The following is a 16,320-nucleotide window of genomic DNA, read 5'->3' on the forward strand; positions in this document are numbered from 1 at the left end:
GGGAATGTCCTTGTTTAATACCATTTCGAGGCAGTTAACACTGGCGGCGTTTGCTCTCATGCTACTCATGGCAGCAAGTATTTACGCCGTCATGGCATGGCGCGGCCAACCGCAGGTTATAGAGGCAAGCCAATTGCTTGTTGACCGAACAGGTGAATCCATTGTCAACGCAATGAATGCACAGCTAGCCCGCGTGGAAGGTAATACAGCGAGTCTTGCCTCGCTCGCAGAGTCATTACCTCGCGAGGAATCGTTGTTTCGTCAAGCCTTCCCACGGGTTGTCGACGACAGCGGCAATACAGCCATTGCCGGGGGTGGTATCTGGCCGGAGCCGGGTGCGTTTGAAGACGGGGTCGAGCGATTCAGCTTCTTCTGGGCGAGAAATGCTGAAGGTGAGATTGAGTTCCTGGATGATTATAACGCTGATGATATGGCGCCTTACCATGAGGAGGCCTGGTATCAGAATGCCCGCGATGCCGAGCCAGGTCAGTGTATCTGGTCAACGGCTTATCGCGACGCAACTACCGGGGTGGCGATGGTAACCTGTAGCGTGCCCTACTACCTTGACGATGAGTTCGCCGGGGTCGCGACCATCGATATGCAACTGGAAGGCATCGCCGAATTTCTGGCCGAGAATGGTGGCACAACCGGGGGCTATGCCTTCGTGCTTGATAGAGCAGGCAAGGTCATTCACTTTCCTGGTGCGGATCTGGCGACGGCTGATATGCAAGGGTTAGACGATCTGACCAGCGATATGCCCTGGCTTTCACCAGTGGTCGAGGCTGTCGAATCAGGCAGTCAAAATGTCCAGGTGGAAACAGCAGGCGTTCTGGATAAGCCTGCCTCGGTTCGTTTGTTCGATATGCAGGACACGGGCTGGACATTGGGTCTCATGACGCCTCAAGAAAAAGTGACGGCACTGGCACAGACATTGACGCGTGATCTGATGGTGGTAATCCTTCCCCTTTTGGCCCTGCTGCTGGCGTTAGGCTGGTGGGGTGGACGTATACTTTTGCGTCAAATCCACAGCACCACCGAGCAGATTGACCAACTCGGCCAAGGCGGCTCAAGTCGAGAACTGACGATTTATCGTAATGATGAAATTGGCGAGTTGCGCAGTGCGGTGAACCGTTATGCTGAAAAATTACGACACCTGTTTGAGGACGTGAGCCAGGTATCCGACGTGATTGCCAGTGAAGCGACGGAAATTGCCTCCGGCAACACAGAATTGTCCAGTCGGACCGAGCAACAGGCCGCATCGCTTCAGGAAACTTCTTCCACAATGGAGGAAATGGCGACAACCGTTAAGCGCAACGCTGATAATGCCAACGAAGCCGATCAGCGCGTCACTGACGCGACTGAAAAAGTCAGGCGGGGTGGCGAACAGGTCGCACGTTTAGCTCAGTCGATGGAGGCGATCAATGAAAGCTCGGGAGAGGTTTCTTCAATTGTCGATGTCATTGAAAATATTGCGTTTCAAACCAATATTTTGGCACTCAATGCCTCCGTTGAAGCTGCCCGGGCGGGTGAGCACGGGCGAGGTTTTGCGGTCGTCGCCAGTGAAGTTCGCGAACTGGCTTCCAGAAGCGCTACATCCGCTCGCGACATCAATGAGTTGATCAAGACCACGTCCCAACAAATTGAAACCGGTAGCGGTTATGCTCGTGATGCAGAAGGTGCAATGCAGGAAATTGTTTCGGCGATTGAAGAAATCGCCGAACGCATCGCAGAAATCAGTCAAGCGTCCAGCGAACAGACGAACGGCATTGATGAAATCAATCGTGCTGTCTCGCAAATGGACACGGTTACCCAGCAGAACGCAGGGCTTGTGAGCCAAGCGTCAGGAGCGGCCAACGAACTTTCTGTTCAGGCACAGCGCCTGAAGAGTTTACTTGATGATTTTCAGCGCGATAATCAACGCTCCCCGGAAGCGGTACCGCTTTCGGGGCCTCAGTGACGTTATTGATATGACGTAAGCAACTACTAACGCATTGAGTATCAATGTGTAGCAGGAATAGCCGCTCCCGTCGGGGCGGCTTTGCTTGTCAGGAAAGGATGAATACCCCATGGATATTCAGGTAGCGGAAGGCGACGTCGAGCGCTTGTCCTTGCGCGATTACACCGAAAAAGCGTACCTCGACTACTCGATGTACGTGATTCTAGACCGTGCACTGCCCAACATTGGTGATGGCATGAAACCCGTGCAGCGGCGGATTATCTATGCCATGCGCGAGCTGGCGCTGCATGCCAACGCCAAGTACAAGAAGTCGGCGCGCACCGTCGGCGACGTGTTGGGTAAGTTTCACCCCCACGGTGACAGTGCCTGCTATGAAGCCATGGTGCTGATGGCACAGCCTTTCAGCTATCGCTATCCGCTGGTGGACGGTCAGGGCAACTGGGGGAGTCCTGACGATCCGAAATCGTTTGCCGCCATGCGCTACACCGAAGCCAAGCTATCCAAGTTTGCCGAAGTGCTGCTCAGCGAGCTGGGCCAGGGAACTGTCGACTGGGTGCCCAACTTTGACGGTACCATGCAGGAGCCGCTGGTGCTGCCCGCGCGCTTGCCGCATGTGCTGCTCAATGGCGGCACCGGGATTGCGGTGGGTATGGCGACCGATATTCCGCCGCACAACGTGTCTGAGGTCGTGGATGCCACCTGTCACCTGTTACGCAATCCGCAGGCCACGACGACAGATCTGATGGACTTCATTCCCGCGCCGGACTTCCCGACTGATGCGGAAATTATTACGCCCAAAGAAGACCTGCGGAAGCTCTACGAATCCGGTCGTGGTTCGGTCAAGTTGCGCGCTCGCTACGAGCGGGAAGGCCCCAACATTGTAATTACCTCCTTGCCGTATCAGGTCAGCGGCGCCAAGGTGCTGGAACAGATTGCTGCCCAGATGCAGGCCAAAAAGCTGCCCATGGTGGCCGATCTGCGCGATGAATCGACCCACGAAGAACCCACTCGTCTGGTGATTGAGCCGCGCTCCAATCGCATTGACGTTGAGTCGTTGATGGACCACCTGTTTGCCACCACGGACCTGGAAAAGAACGTGCGGGTTAACATGAACGTGATCGGTCTGGATGGCCGCCCAAGGGTGATGCCGCTGCCCGAGATGCTGGGCGAATGGCTGCGCTTTCGTCGTGGGACGGTGCGCCGCCGACTTGAGCACCGCCTGGGCAAGGTGGAAGACCGCCTGCATATTCTGGAAGGCCTGCTCACCGCCTACCTGAATATCGATGAGGTGATTCGCATTATTCGAGAGGAAGATGAGCCCAAGCCTGCATTGGTAGCGGCCTTTGGCCTCTCTGAACGACAGGCGGAAGCAATTCTGGAATTGCGCCTGCGTCATCTTGCCAAGCTTGAAGAGATGAAAATCCGCGGCGAGCAGGATGATCTGGAAAAAGAACGCAAATACCTACAGGGCCTGCTGGGCAGTGAAGCCAAGCTGACCACGCTGATCGAAAAAGAGATTCGCGCGGCGGGTAAAGAGCATGGCGATGAACGCCGCTCGCCACTGGTCGCCAGGGCCGACGCCAAGGCGTTGTCCGAAGTCGAACTTCTCGGGGCTGATCCGATCACCGTCGTGCTGTCAGAGAAGGGCTGGATTCGGTCTGCCAAGGGCCATGATATCGACCCCGAAGGGCTTTCCTATAAAGCGGGCGACCGTTTCCAGTTGGCTGCACGAGGCAAAACCAACCAACCCTTGGTGCTGCTGGATGATACCGGGCGTGCCTATACGCTCAGTGCCCATAACCTGCCCAGTGCGAGGGGGCAGGGAGAGCCAGTCACCGGGCGCGCGAATGTGTCGGCCGGGGCCCGTATGGCCGGTTTGATGCTGGCACCTGCCGAGCGGCGTTTTGTCCTGGCAAGCGACGGCGGCTACGGCTTTATTGCCCGTTTGGAAGCGCTCACCGGTAAAAATAAAGCAGGTAAGGCGGTGCTTAGCCTGCCTAAAGGCTGCAGTGTGATGGCACCGGTTGAAGTGCCTGAGGGCGAAGAACTTTGGGTGGCTTCGGTCTCCAACGAAGGTCGGCTATTGCTGTTCCCCTTGGATCAGTTGCCTGAAATGGCCAAGGGCAAAGGCAACAAGATGCTGGATATCCCCGGTCCGCGTGCCGCACGCCGCGAGGAATTCGTGCGCAGCATCGCGGTAATTAAAGACAGCGACGTCCTGGAGCTGCACGCCGGTAAGCGAAAACTCACGCTGAAAACCGATGATTTGGCCTATTATCGCGGCGAGCGAGGTCGGCGGGGCAGCAAGTTGCCACGCGGTTTCCAAAAGGTTGATTGGATAGGGGCAGGGGACTAAACAATGACAGGAACTAAGTGATGGCAAGCGGCGATTTAATTTTAACCGTGTTAGCGCCGCGTTTAAGCGCGGATATTCAGTCCCAGGTGGACGCTTTGAGGGTACAGTTTGACCTGCAGGAAAACAGCATCCGACGGCTGTCAGATGTGGCGCAGGGCGAACGCATCGACTGCCTTGAGCTGTACTTGAGTGGTACCGATGTTGATCTTGAAGCCCTGCGTCATGCCGCGCTGGTTTTGAGCGAGACCTTGAACGTGGATATTGCGGTTCAGCAAAACCTGCGACAACAGGTTAAGCCTCGGCTGGTGTGCTTCGATATGGACTCCACGCTGATCAAGGCTGAAGTGATTGACGAGCTGGCCTATCGTCATGGCGTGGGCAGTGAAGTTGCCGACGTAACCGAGCGGGCGATGCGTGGTGAGCTCGATTTTCAGCAAAGCTTCCGCGAGCGGATGAGCAAGCTGGCTGGTCTGGACGAGTCCGTGTTGGCTGAGATCGCCGCCGAGCTACCCTTGATGGAAGGCGTCGAACGGCTGATGGCCAACCTGAAGCGCCTGGGGTATCGCACTGCCATCCTTTCCGGTGGTTTCACTTACTTTGCTGACTACCTACAGCATAAACTCGGCTTCGATGAGGTCCATGCCAACGAGCTGGTGATCGAGAATGGCAAGGTCACCGGCGAGGTGCGCGAGCCGATTGTCGACGCAGACCGCAAGGCTGAACTGCTGGAAACCATTGCTCTGCGTGAAGGTTTGACACTCGACCAGACGATTGCGGTGGGCGATGGCGCGAATGATCTCAAAATGCTCGCTAAAGCCGGCCTGGGCATTGCTTACCGCGCCAAACCCATGGTGCGGGCACAGGCGCGCCAAGCCATTTCACATCTCGATATTGATGCGGTGTTGTACCTTATAGGCTACCCAGACGTAGATTTGATCGACTGATATAAAGTCAAGGCCCTTGAGAGGGCCCTTACTGCTCGCCGGAATGAGCAGTCATGTCGCCATACTCCTCACGCAACTCATCGAGTCTCTCTCGCTGTTGCTCGCTAAGCGGGGGCGTATCCCAAAGCGGGTCGCCCTCGGCGTCGTGCAGGCCTTCGATGGTGACATCAAACTGGGCATTATCGGGAATCTCGCGGTTACCCCAGGGGCCAAAACGGTTGGGCGCCAAACTCCATTGGGCGCTTTCGCCAGGGGCTAAACCGCCGGGAATCACGTAATAAAACGCTTCATCGACCCAGGGCGTCTCGAGACCAGGACTGCTGACAACGCCTCTGAGTGACAGTTCCGAGATACGTTGGTCAGAGCCGTTGGTGACCTCCAGTTCAATAACCGGCTCTAGCGCTCCATAGGGGCTTGTGCTCATGTAAAAATCGGCGCTGTCGAGGGTCACCTGAGCCCGTTGTTCGCGGTCATGCTCCGCATTAGCCTGCTTTTCTTCAAGTCGGGAGAGAATGCCCAGCGCCTGACTTCGTTCCCGTGCCCGGCGGTTACGCAATAACTCATTGGCTTTCTCTATCGCTTCATCACCCGTCAGCCCATGCATGTAAGCATTGGCCGACTCGGCGATTTCCGCGGCGTTCATCGGCCTTGGGTTAAGAATATCGATACCGTTAAACGATGACATCGCCATAATGGTCAGCGCTTGATCAAATTCGTCGCGCTTGTAAGGGGGCAGTGAGTCGCGCACCTTTTCGACGGATATAACAGCGGCGGGCATTGAACTGGTATCAATTCTGGGCTCTGAACACCCCGCAAGCATTATCATTGCGAACGATAATGTCGATAGCCTTAACAGGCTCCACATACAGTTACCTCACCTCAATATCGTCAACCCGGGAAGGGTGCCAGCGCTTGGTTTAGAAGGCAAAATCGATCAGCCATGGCCTTTGTCGGGGTGAGGGACCGGCTTTTTACCGACTTCCTCGGGGCGGAGCTCTACGGGTTTACCCTGGGTGATATCGATGTGCTTCAGGCGTAAGTGCAGGCCCGTTTTGGCGAGCAAGTGAGCGCTGACCGGTGCAGTAATAAATAAAAACAGAGTGATCAATAACTCCTGAATATCGGGTCTGCCGTCAACGCTCCAGAAGTATGCCATGGAGGCCACCAGCATGCAGCCGATACCCAGAGTCGTTGCCTTGGTGGGGCCGTGTAAGCGCATGTAGAAATCGCGGAGATGCGCCATCCCCAGAGAACCGACGAATACAAAAGCGCCGCCTGTGATCAGCAATAATGAAATAAGCGCCTCTACCCAAAGCGACATAAGCGTACCTGTATAATAGCCAAGAGGGTGACCGGGTTCATTCGATAATGTCCCCGCTTAATATGTATTTGCACACCGCTACCGTGCTGATAAAGCCCAGCATGGCGATGAGCAGCGCCGACTCGAAATAGGTCTTGCTGTTCAGCCACAGGCCGAGTAGTACAATCAGCGCGATGGAGTTGACGTACATGGTGTCCAGCGCCAGTACTCGATCCGGTAAATCGGGGCCAATGGTCAGCCGATAGAGGTTCATCAGCAGTGCCATCACCACCAACGCCAGGGTGATATAAAGTGCGATGCTTAGCATTCGTAAATCTCCTTGAGCGGGCGTTCGTAGCGCTCCCGAATCTGCTCAATCAGGGCCTCTTCGTCTGTTTCGTTAAGGGCATGAATAAGCAGCGATTTACCGTCCATACGCAGGTTGGCGGAGACCGTGCCCGGCGTCAGGCTGATGGTGCTGGCAAGCAGCGTGATGGTGAAACGCTCTTCCAGCATCAGAGGGTATTCGACAAAATGGGGATTTAATTTTCGCCATGGGTTGGCGATCAGATAAGCCACTTCAAAGTTGGCAGTGATGATGTCACCAAGCACGCGCAGCACAAATCGCAGCAGCAACAGCGGCTTTTTGATACGCGGTCGGGCATCCCAAAAGCGGTTGGTGAGTAAGGGGATGATAATGGCCAGTGCGCCACCCAAGACGATATGCCCGGGCGCCACACTGCGCACCAGGAGCAGCCATACGAAAAGCAGCAACAATGAAAAAACCGGGGTCGGCAACCAGGCGCGGGATCGAATCATTGGGGGCCTCCAGCGTCATTGATCAACGTATCAATTACCAGGCTTGGGTTGGCCAATTGTTCAGCGGCGGCCTGGGTATAGTTGCTAACGGGACCGGCAAACACGACCAATAGCAGCGAGCTACTCAACAGCCACGCCATGCCAAACCACTGGCAACGGGGCAGTGGGCGACCACTCAGATGACCACGATGGCTGCGCCAGAACAGGGTTGAACCTGCCCGCGAGAGCGCAATGAGCGATGCCAGACCTGCCAGCAGGACGAGCGTCCAAAGCCAAAGTCGTTGGCTGCCTTCCGCGGCGTTGAGCATTAGCGCTTTGCCGAAAGCGCCCGAGAGAGGGGGTAAGCCAGCCACTGCTATCGCCCCGATGAAGAACGCCAACGCCAGAGCCGAGCCTTGTACCATGGGGCGACCCTTGACGAGTCGCGTACCCGGTTTGCCACGTTGCAGGCCGATCATCTCAGCCAACAAGAACAGGCCGCCGGTAATCAGCGTTGTGTGAATCAAGTAGTAAAGCAGTGCCGAGGTGGCTTCAGGCGTGCGCATCCCGACACCCGCAAGCAGTGTGCCGACGGAAATCAACACTAGATAGGCAATGAGTAGGCGCAAATCCCGAGCGGCCAGCACGCCTATGCCCGCGGCGGCCAGCGTCGCTAATGAGAGCCACCAGACCCAGGGTTGCTCGAGGGCTTGCAGATTACCTGCCTGGTCGCCAAAGATGAGACTGTAGACACGCAAAATGGAATAGATGCCGACCTTGGTCATTACCGCAAACAGGGCGGCCACCGGTGCAGGGGCCGCCGCATAGGCACGGGGCAACCAGAAATACAGCGGTAAAATGGCTGCCTTGAGGCCAAAGACCACCAGTAACATCAAGGCACCAGCCACCACCAACCCTTCGCGTTCAGCGGGCAGTTCGGCCATACGCGAGGCCATATCCGCCATGTTCAGCGTGCCGGTTGCCCCGTAGAGAATGCCCACGCCAATCAGGAACAGCGAAGACCCCGCCAGATTGAGTACCACGTAATGAACACTGGACTGAATGCGCGCCTTGCCGCCGCCGTGGAGCAGCAGGGCATAGGAGGCCAGCAGCAGCACTTCAAAGAAGACGAAGAGGTTAAACAGGTCTCCGGTTAAAAAAGCACCGTTGATGCCCATCAACTGCCATTGGAAGAGACCATGAAAGTTGCTGCCTTTTTCATCATCACCGCCGCAGGCAAAGACGACAGCCCCGACGGCCAGGAGGGCGGTCACCAGCAACATGAGCGCCGACAGACGATCGAGCACCAGCGCAATGCCAAACGGAGGCTGCCAATCGCCGAGGGCGTAATAGGTAACCTCTCCACTGGCGGCTTGGTTCAGCAGTCCAATGGCAACGAAGAGCAGCGCAAACGTTGCGACCACACTGACGACGCGTTTGTAACGAACCATTCCCTGGCGTTGGTAGAGTAACAAGATACCCGCGATTAATGGCACAACGACAGGTAAAACAATCAAATGCTGGGTCATTCGCGGTCTTCCTTTTTGCCGTCTACGTGGTCATTCCCTACTTCACTTCGCGCGCGCATCGCCAGAATGACCACAAAGGCGGTCATCGCAAACCCGATCACGATGGCCGTTAACACCAGCGCCTGGGGAAGCGGGTCAGCGAAGCCATTGCCTTCATTGACCAGTGCGGCGCCATCAGTGGTCAGCCCGCCCATCGAAAATAGAAATAAATTGACGGCGTAGGAGAGCAGAGTCAGGCCGACCACCACAGGGAAGGTTCGCCCACGCAGAGTCAGGTAAAGTCCGGAGGCGGTGAGCACGCCAGTGGTCATCGCGTAGAGCAGTTCCATTAGCGAGGCTCCTTGCTGGTGGGGGTGGCGGACGTCTCAGCATTTTTTTCGGTTTTTTCGGTCACTGGGCGATGGGCAGTGGTCACTTTGCCCAGGTTGGCGAGGATCATGAGCGTGGCACCGACCACTGCCAGATAAACGCCCAGGTCGAAAAGTAGCGCCGTCGCCAACTCAAATTCACCGACAACGGGTAGGGTGAAGTAGCCAAACGACGATGTCAGGAACGGATAGCCGAATAGCCAACTGCCAAGCCCTGTCAGCGTCGCGACCGCGACGCCCATGATGGCCACGGGCTGGAAGGGGAAGTCGAGGCGTTCCTGCGCCCATTCCACGCCTCGGGCCATATACAGCAGAATCAACGCAACAGCAGTAATCAAGCCGGCGATGAAGCCACCGCCAGGCTGGTTGTGACCACGCAGGAAGATAAACGCTGATACCAGCAATGCCAGCGGTAGTATCGTCATGGAAACAGAGGTCAAAATGGCCGGATAGCGGTCCGGTGACCATACCCGGCCTTCGCCATCACTGTGCGGCATAAACAGGCGCAAGCGGTTGAGTAGCTTGAATATCGCAAGGCCTGCAAGGGCAAGCACGGTAATTTCGCCTAGCGTATCGAAGCCCCGGAAGTCGACGAGGATGACGTTGACCACTTTGTAGCCTCCACCGCCGGGTTTGCTGTTTTCGACAAAAAAATTGGAGATCGACAGCGTTTCCCGGGTCAATACCGCATAGTTGAGGCTGGCAATCACCAGCCCCAGCGACCCAGCCAGCAGAATATCGCGGACGTTGCGCAGCGGGCTTGATTCCTGAGGTGTTTTCTGCGGCAGGAAGAACAACGCCAGCATCAGCAGAATCATGGTCACCACTTCCACGGATAGCTGGGTCAGTGCTAAGTCCGGCGCAGAAAAACGTGCAAAGGTGAGGGCCACAAATAAACCAACAATCGATAGCATGAGCAATGAAATCAAACGGTACCGGTGGGTAGCCGCGGTTGCGATGCCGCCAAAGATAAGCATTACCGCGCCTAGAATGACCACGCCGTCGATCGGCTGGTTGCCCGCTGCCCCCGTTAAATCGGTGACCTGGACCAGGCCGATTAGCCCCATCACAAAGGCAGCGGATAGCAACAGCGTCATGTAGCGCTGTAATGAATTACCCTCGAATGCAGTGAGGAGTTGTTCAGCACGATAGCCCATCGTTACCACAAAGCGCTCAAACACCCGCCGGGCATCAACGCTTTCGAACTGTCGGGTGAACAGGCGCATGTCTCTGTGGCGCCAATAGAGGACGGTGCCGATCAACAATGCCGCAACACTCATCAACAGTGGCAGGTTGACGCCATGCCAGATCGCCAGTTTGAAATCCAGCGGACGCTGGAGTACCGCTTGGGTGGCAAGGTCGAGCAGGTGTGTGGCAGTGAGGGCGGGCAGCAGACCGATCACGACGCACAGCACTACAAGAATTTCCACGGGTAAACGCATCAGGTGTGGCGGTTCGTGGGGCGATTTAGGCGGTGCCTCGCGGGCTGGCTTGAAGAAAACCGCATGTACAAGGCGCAGCGAGTAAGCCACAGAGAGAATGCCCCCCAGCGTGGCAAGGGCAGGCAGTAACCAGCTCAAGCCACCCAGTACCGGGGTTTTCAGGGTTTCAGTAAAGAACATCTCTTTTGAAAGAAAGCCGTTGAACAGCGGCACACCCGCCATGGCGGCGGCGGCAAGTGTGGTCAACAGTGCGGTTACCGGCATGGCTTTTTTCAGGCCACCCAGTTGCTTGAGTTCACGTGTTCCTGTCTCGTGGTCAATAATGCCAGCGCTCATGAACAGCGCCGCTTTGAAGGTGGCATGATTGAGAATGTGAAAAAGAGCCGCCAGGACAGCCATTGGACTGCCGATGCCCAACAGTACCGTGATCAGCCCCAAATGGCTGACCGTGGAAAAGGCCAGAATGCCTTTCAAGTCGGTTTTGAATAGCGCAAACCAGGCCCCGTAAAGCAGCGTGGCGGTGCCCACGAGCGATACAACGACGGTCCACAGCTCACTGTCGGCAATTGCCGGGTGTAGCCTTGCCATGAGGAAAATGCCGGCCTTCACCATCGTGGCCGAATGCAGGTAGGCCGAAACCGGTGTAGGAGCGGCCATCGCATGAGGGAGCCAAAAATGAAACGGAAACTGAGCTGACTTGGTAAAAGCACCGAGTAAAACCAGGCCGAGCATCAGCGGATAACGCGAGTCGGCGATGATCCTGTCGCTACTGGCCAGAACGTCTCCCATGCTGAAACTGCCTGCCATATCCCCCAGCAACAGAAGCCCTGCCAACAGCGCCAAGCCGCCAGCGCCCGTCACGGTGAGTGCCATTCTTGCGCCTTTACGCGCATCCGATTGGTGCGACCAGAAGCCGATCAATAAAAACGATGAAAGGCTGGTGAGCTCCCAGAATAGCCACAGCAGGATGAGGTTGTCGGACATTGAAATACCGACCATGGAGGCCATGAACAGCATCAGGAAGGCGTAAAAACGACCGACGGGTTCGTCACTTGCCAGATAAAAGTGAGCGTAGAGCAGTATCAACAGCCCGATGCCCATGATTAAAATATTAAACAGCAGCGACAGGCCGTCCAGGCGTAGTGCCAGTTCCAGGTTGAGTTCTGGCAGCCAGCCAACGGCGAAGCGTAGTGCTTCGCCTTCCAGTAGTGCGGGTATCTGCATCAAGGTTAGCAGCAGGGCAATAGCCGGCAGCAGGGCGGTTGCCAACGAGCAGACCATGCGGCTGCGTTGAGCGTTGAGGGCCGGCACCAAGACGCCTAGTAACGGTAGTAAGGCTATCCACAGCAGTGTCATGGGAGTCATCCAGCGCAAAAATCAAAAAAAGCCCACGGCCCGCCATCGTAAACGTGTCGGCTGAGGCATCGGAGACCGCAAATTAAACAAGAGGATATCACTTGTAGTGGCATTGTGAAGTTTTAGTATAAAGTGACGCCGTCCACCCAAGCGAGCCAATTGACCCTATGAATCAACCTTTCGACACATGGCAGCAGCGTTTCGAAACCCTGCGTTCGAACAAATTTTTTGAAGCCTTTGTGATCGCGATTATCGTCATCTCCGCGCTGGTGATCGGCGCTAAAACCTACGAAGAGGAGACGTCGCGCTTTGAACAATGGCTTCTCTATCTCGACCTGGCCATCACGGTTTTTTTCCTGGTAGAGATCCTCATCAGGATAGCGGCTGAAGGAAGCCTGATACGCTTTTTCAGACGAGGATGGAACGTCTTTGATTTCGTTATCGTGACCGCCAGCCTGATCCCCATGGACGACTCCGAGATGGTCCTGCTGGCGCGACTGCTGCGTATTTTCCGCGTGCTGCGCCTTGTCTCGATGATTCCCGAGCTGCAGATGCTGCTTTCAGCCCTGGTGAAGTCTATTCCGCGTATGGGCTACGTGGTGTTGTTAATGTTCATTATCTTCTACATCTACGCCGCCATTGGCAGCTTCCTGTTTGCCGACGTCGACAGCTTCTTGTGGGGCAATATATCCATTTCGATTCTGACGTTGTTTCGTATCGCCACCTTTGAAGACTGGACGGATATTCTTTATGCCACCCAGGAGGTTTATGCCTGGAGCTGGATTTACTACCTGACGTTTATCTTTCTGACCGCGTTTATTTTCCTCAACATGATGATTGGCATCGTACTGGACGTCATGCAGAAAGAGAGCGCCGCGCTCGATGTTTTGACCAATGGAGAAGATGTCGATGAGACGCACGCGCTGCGCAACGAAGTCAGTGAAATGCGCAGCCAGCTAGACCGAATGGAGGCAGCCCTATCAGGGCAGAGGGCTGACAATGCGCGCACGGATATTGACAAAAACCGCCAAGACTGATTTTCTAGACGTATGAATACATCCATGAACACCTTTGCACTAGACCTACGACTACTAAGCGCCCGTCTCTGAATATCAGGGTCGGGCAGTGCTGCTGGCATTGTCGTTGGTTTTCTTAGTGGTGAGGTAGACATGGTTACAAACACTGGAATTATTGAATCAATTCAATTTGTAGGGTGCCGCTCTTTTATAATCGTGCGCCCGACAAATCCTTATGATCTGCGCCCCATGGCCTTTACTGGCGATGGGGCGTTTTTCGTTGGCACGCCCGCCGTCCATCCAATCGAATACTTTCACCCTACTTGCCCAGGAGAACCGTCATGATGTTGTCTGATCCCGCCAAAAAATACCGCCAGTTTGTTGCGGTGGACCTGCCTGACCGCCAATGGCCCAGCCAGCGGATTGAAACACCGCCGATCTGGTGCAGTGTTGACCTGCGGGATGGCAATCAGTCGCTGATTGACCCGATGGATCATGAGCGCAAACAGCGCTTGTTCGACATGCTGCTGAAGGTCGGCTTCAAACAGATCGAAGTCGGCTTTCCCTCAGCTTCGCAAACCGATTTTGACTTTGTCCGCACGCTGATCGAACAAGACAAGATCCCGGAAGATGTGACCATTCAAGTGCTGACCCAGGCGCGCCCGCACTTGATTGAGCGCACCTTCGAAGCCTTGAAAGGCGCCAAAAACGCGATCGTGCACGTTTACAACGCCACCGATCCGATGTTCCGCCGTGTGGTGTTCAACGTGGATAAAGCCGAATGCGTGAATATTGCCACCGAGGCCACGGCGCAAATTCGCGACCAAATGAAGGCAGCGCCTGAAACCAACTGGACCTTCCAGTACTCGCCCGAGCTCTTTACCACGACAGAGATGGATTTTGCCGTCGAAATTGTCGAAGCGGTCATGGAAACCTTCGGGCCCAGCGCCGACAACCGGATGATCGTCAACCTGCCGGCAACGGTTGAAGTCGCCACGCCGAATAACTACGCGGACCAGATCGAGTGGTTCTGCCGCAACGTCAAAAATCGTGACCATTTGATTGTCAGCGTGCATCCCCATAATGACCGGGGTACCGGTGTGGCTGCCGCTGAGTTGACGCTGATGGCGGGAGCTGACCGCGTTGAAGGCACCTTGTTCGGCAATGGTGAGCGCACGGGTAACGTCGATATCGTCACCCTCGCCATGAACATGTACACCCAAGGGGTTCATCCGCAGCTCGATTTCTCCAATATCACCCCGGTCATGCGCGAAGTGGAGTACTGCAACCAGTTGCCGGTGCATCCACGCCATCCTTACGTGGGTGATTTGGTGTTTACCGCTTTCTCCGGTTCCCACCAGGATGCGATCAAGAAAGGCATGCTTGACCGTCGCGCCAATCCCGAGGCGGTTTGGGATGTGCCCTATCTGCCTATCGACCCGCTTGATGTAGGTCGTAGTTACGAGGCGGTGATTCGGGTTAACAGCCAGTCCGGTAAAGGTGGGGTGTCGTACCTGCTGGAGCAGGAGCACGGTATCGAGCTGCCGCGTCGGCTTTCCATCGAGTTCAGCCAGGTGGTGCAGGAAGTGGCCGACCGGACCGGTAAAGAGATTACCTCTCAGATGATTTACCAGGCTTTTGCCGATGAGTATCTGGAGCAACGTTCACCCTTTGCGCTGGTCAACCATCGTTTATCGTCGGAGCCAGATAGCCCCAAAGTAACGCTGGACGCCGTGGTCGAGCAGGATGGCGAGCGTCAAACGCTCAATGGCGAGGGTAACGGGCCGCTCGCAGCGTTTGTAAAAGCGCTGGCTGCTGCCGGGCATGATGTGGAAATTATCGACTACCATGAGCACTCCCGTGGCCAGGGCGCCGATGCAGAGGCCATTGCCTATGTGGAAGTCCGCATCGACGGCAAGGCGGTATTCGGTGTCGGTAACGACGAAAGCATTACCAGCGCCTCGATGAAAGGCGTGCTTAGCGCGATCAATCGCCACCATTCGACCCAACCCGCAGCGGCAAACGTGACGGCGGCGTCGTTGGCCTAATCCACCGATGTCCAATTGAATGAGACAGGCAATGTTGCGGCCCTGGCAGCTTATCGTGTTCGCCGCCACTGTGGTGGCCGGGGTCGCATCAGCCGTGGCTTCCCATGAGCCGTTTGAGTCCAAATTGGTCCGCCTGGAAGCTCAGCGGGCGCTGCCTGCAATTGGGTCAATACTTCGGCAGGAAACGCCGGCGCTCAACGCGACTTTCTTAAGCTACTCACATGATCAGGCGCTCTGGATGAGCGCCTATCTTGCGCTGATGCGCCATGGTGATGTGGCCCGAGGGGTGCTCATCGACTATGGTCATTTGCCGAAATTCCAGAGCGTATTAGTCCGTTACGGGGCAGACGTGGTTCTCCCTATCAACTACTTTCATGATAACGATATTGCTACGTTAAGTGCCCAACACTGGTTTGACGAGCGCTACCAACAAGTTAGCCGCTTGTGGAACGACGAAACCGAGGCAGTGTCCAGCGAGCTTACCCCCTACCGCCGCGGGCAAATGGGTATTGCGCTACTCGACACCAATGGTCACGGGCTACTCAATCAATTCGTGGTGGGTGACGAGGGAGACGTTGAGTGGCTGCAAGGCGAGCGGCTGGTCTCGGGGGTTGGCGATTTCTTTACCAGCGGTCTGCGTGATCTTGAAAGCCAGTGGCGGCGGGGCGACGCCATTGGCGCCGCCGATCTAGGCTGGGCGGGTATCGATCTACTGGTCATGGCCAGCACCGTTAAGGTGCTGCGGGCAGGCAAGGCCGCTCGTGCTGCCCAGGTGGGCAGCGTGGAAGCCCAGGGCGCTCGGGCTGGCTTGCGCCAGGGGATGGTTGCTTCAGGCAGGCGTTTTGCGAGCCTACCGCGTATGGCCAAGGTTGTCGCGGTCGCAGGTACCGCCTATGTGGTGGTTCGCCACCCAAGCCTCGTCAGCGCACTCGGTGCCAACCTGTCTACCTGGCTTGGCTGGCCGGTATGGTTGGGGCAGTTTCTTGTCTGGCTAATCGTGCTGCTACCGGTACTGATAGTGGTGCGATTTGCTTATCGCTGGCTGCTTACACCTATGCTGTGGCTGTTAGTGCCGTTGATGCGGTTATGTTTTAGAACAGCTAACCATGCGTTAGCCAAGCGGACTCAACGGCAAGCCGAGGAGACTGACTAAGGAGATGGGGTTTAACATAAGCGGGGCGGCCTTAAGGCCGCCCCGTTAGTTTT

Annotated in this window: 13 protein-coding genes; 6 read left to right on the top strand and 7 right to left on the bottom strand. The window is 56.1% G+C overall.

Annotation, left to right across the window (positions count from 1 at the left end; all coding sequences use genetic code 11):
• Window positions 1-4 precede the first annotated feature (4 nt).
• The 3 genes from B7L15_RS05080 (at window position 5) to serB (ending at window position 5,257) form a co-directional block, all read left to right on the top strand.
• Window positions 5-1,957 (top strand): methyl-accepting chemotaxis protein, encoded by a 1,953-nt coding sequence (locus B7L15_RS05080; RefSeq protein ID WP_254902853.1) that lies wholly within the window; start codon window positions 5-7, stop codon window positions 1,955-1,957.
• 109 nt (window positions 1,958-2,066) lie between these two features.
• Window positions 2,067-4,313 carry a DNA topoisomerase IV subunit A gene (gene parC, locus B7L15_RS05085; RefSeq protein WP_085917929.1) on the top strand — a complete coding sequence of 749 codons (2,247 nt, stop codon included), beginning with the start codon at window positions 2,067-2,069 and terminating at the stop codon, window positions 4,311-4,313.
• A gap of 20 nt (window positions 4,314-4,333) precedes the next feature.
• Window positions 4,334-5,257: a phosphoserine phosphatase SerB gene (serB, locus tag B7L15_RS05090; RefSeq protein ID WP_085917930.1), complete on the top strand. Its 924-nt coding sequence runs from the start codon at window positions 4,334-4,336 to the stop codon at window positions 5,255-5,257.
• Between the two features lie 28 nt (window positions 5,258-5,285).
• Here serB and B7L15_RS05095 read toward each other — a convergent pair whose 3' ends face one another.
• The 7 genes from B7L15_RS05095 to B7L15_RS05125 all read right to left on the bottom strand — a co-directional run bounded on the left by B7L15_RS05095 (window position 5,286) and on the right by B7L15_RS05125 (window position 12,050).
• Window positions 5,286-6,122: a DUF6694 family lipoprotein gene (locus tag B7L15_RS05095; RefSeq protein ID WP_369596845.1), complete on the bottom strand. Its 837-nt coding sequence runs from the start codon at window positions 6,120-6,122 to the stop codon at window positions 5,286-5,288.
• Window positions 6,123-6,191: 69 nt separating this feature from the next.
• Window positions 6,192-6,578, bottom strand: coding sequence for a Na+/H+ antiporter subunit G (locus B7L15_RS05100; RefSeq protein ID WP_085917932.1), 387 nt, complete (start codon window positions 6,576-6,578; stop codon window positions 6,192-6,194).
• 37 nt (window positions 6,579-6,615) lie between these two features.
• Window positions 6,616-6,885 carry a K+/H+ antiporter subunit F gene (locus B7L15_RS05105; RefSeq protein ID WP_085917933.1) on the bottom strand — a complete coding sequence of 90 codons (270 nt, stop codon included), beginning with the start codon at window positions 6,883-6,885 and terminating at the stop codon, window positions 6,616-6,618.
• Entirely contained in the window at window positions 6,879-7,376 is a 498-nt protein-coding gene (locus B7L15_RS05110; RefSeq protein WP_066317673.1) for a Na+/H+ antiporter subunit E, read from the bottom strand. The genes B7L15_RS05105 and B7L15_RS05110 overlap by 7 nt, the downstream gene beginning before the upstream one ends.
• A complete protein-coding gene (locus B7L15_RS05115; protein ID WP_085917934.1) occupies window positions 7,373-8,884 on the bottom strand; it encodes a monovalent cation/H+ antiporter subunit D in 1,512 nt (503 codons plus the stop codon). Before B7L15_RS05115 ends, B7L15_RS05110 begins: the two co-directional genes overlap by 4 nt.
• Window positions 8,881-9,213 carry a Na+/H+ antiporter subunit C gene (locus B7L15_RS05120; RefSeq protein WP_085917935.1) on the bottom strand — a complete coding sequence of 111 codons (333 nt, stop codon included), beginning with the start codon at window positions 9,211-9,213 and terminating at the stop codon, window positions 8,881-8,883. Before B7L15_RS05120 ends, B7L15_RS05115 begins: the two co-directional genes overlap by 4 nt.
• Window positions 9,213-12,050 carry a monovalent cation/H+ antiporter subunit A gene (locus B7L15_RS05125; RefSeq protein WP_085917936.1) on the bottom strand — a complete coding sequence of 946 codons (2,838 nt, stop codon included), beginning with the start codon at window positions 12,048-12,050 and terminating at the stop codon, window positions 9,213-9,215. Before B7L15_RS05125 ends, B7L15_RS05120 begins: the two co-directional genes overlap by 1 nt.
• A gap of 167 nt (window positions 12,051-12,217) precedes the next feature.
• On the opposite strand from B7L15_RS05125, the gene B7L15_RS05130 reads away from it, so the two are divergent.
• From B7L15_RS05130 to B7L15_RS05140, 3 genes are all read left to right on the top strand, one after another.
• Window positions 12,218-13,087, top strand: a complete 870-nt coding sequence (locus B7L15_RS05130; protein ID WP_085917937.1) for an ion transporter — start codon at window positions 12,218-12,220, stop codon at window positions 13,085-13,087.
• Between the two features lie 320 nt (window positions 13,088-13,407).
• Complete coding sequence (gene leuA, locus B7L15_RS05135; RefSeq protein ID WP_085917938.1) at window positions 13,408-15,114, top strand: 2-isopropylmalate synthase; 1,707 nt, start codon at window positions 13,408-13,410, stop codon at window positions 15,112-15,114.
• 31 nt (window positions 15,115-15,145) lie between these two features.
• Entirely contained in the window at window positions 15,146-16,267 is a 1,122-nt protein-coding gene (locus B7L15_RS05140; protein ID WP_369596846.1) for a hypothetical protein, read from the top strand.
• Window positions 16,268-16,320: the final 53 nt, after the last annotated feature.

This window comes from Halomonas sp. CSM-2 (genome assembly GCF_002119345.1).
Taxonomy (GTDB): Bacteria; Pseudomonadota; Gammaproteobacteria; order Pseudomonadales; family Halomonadaceae; genus Vreelandella; species Vreelandella janggokensis.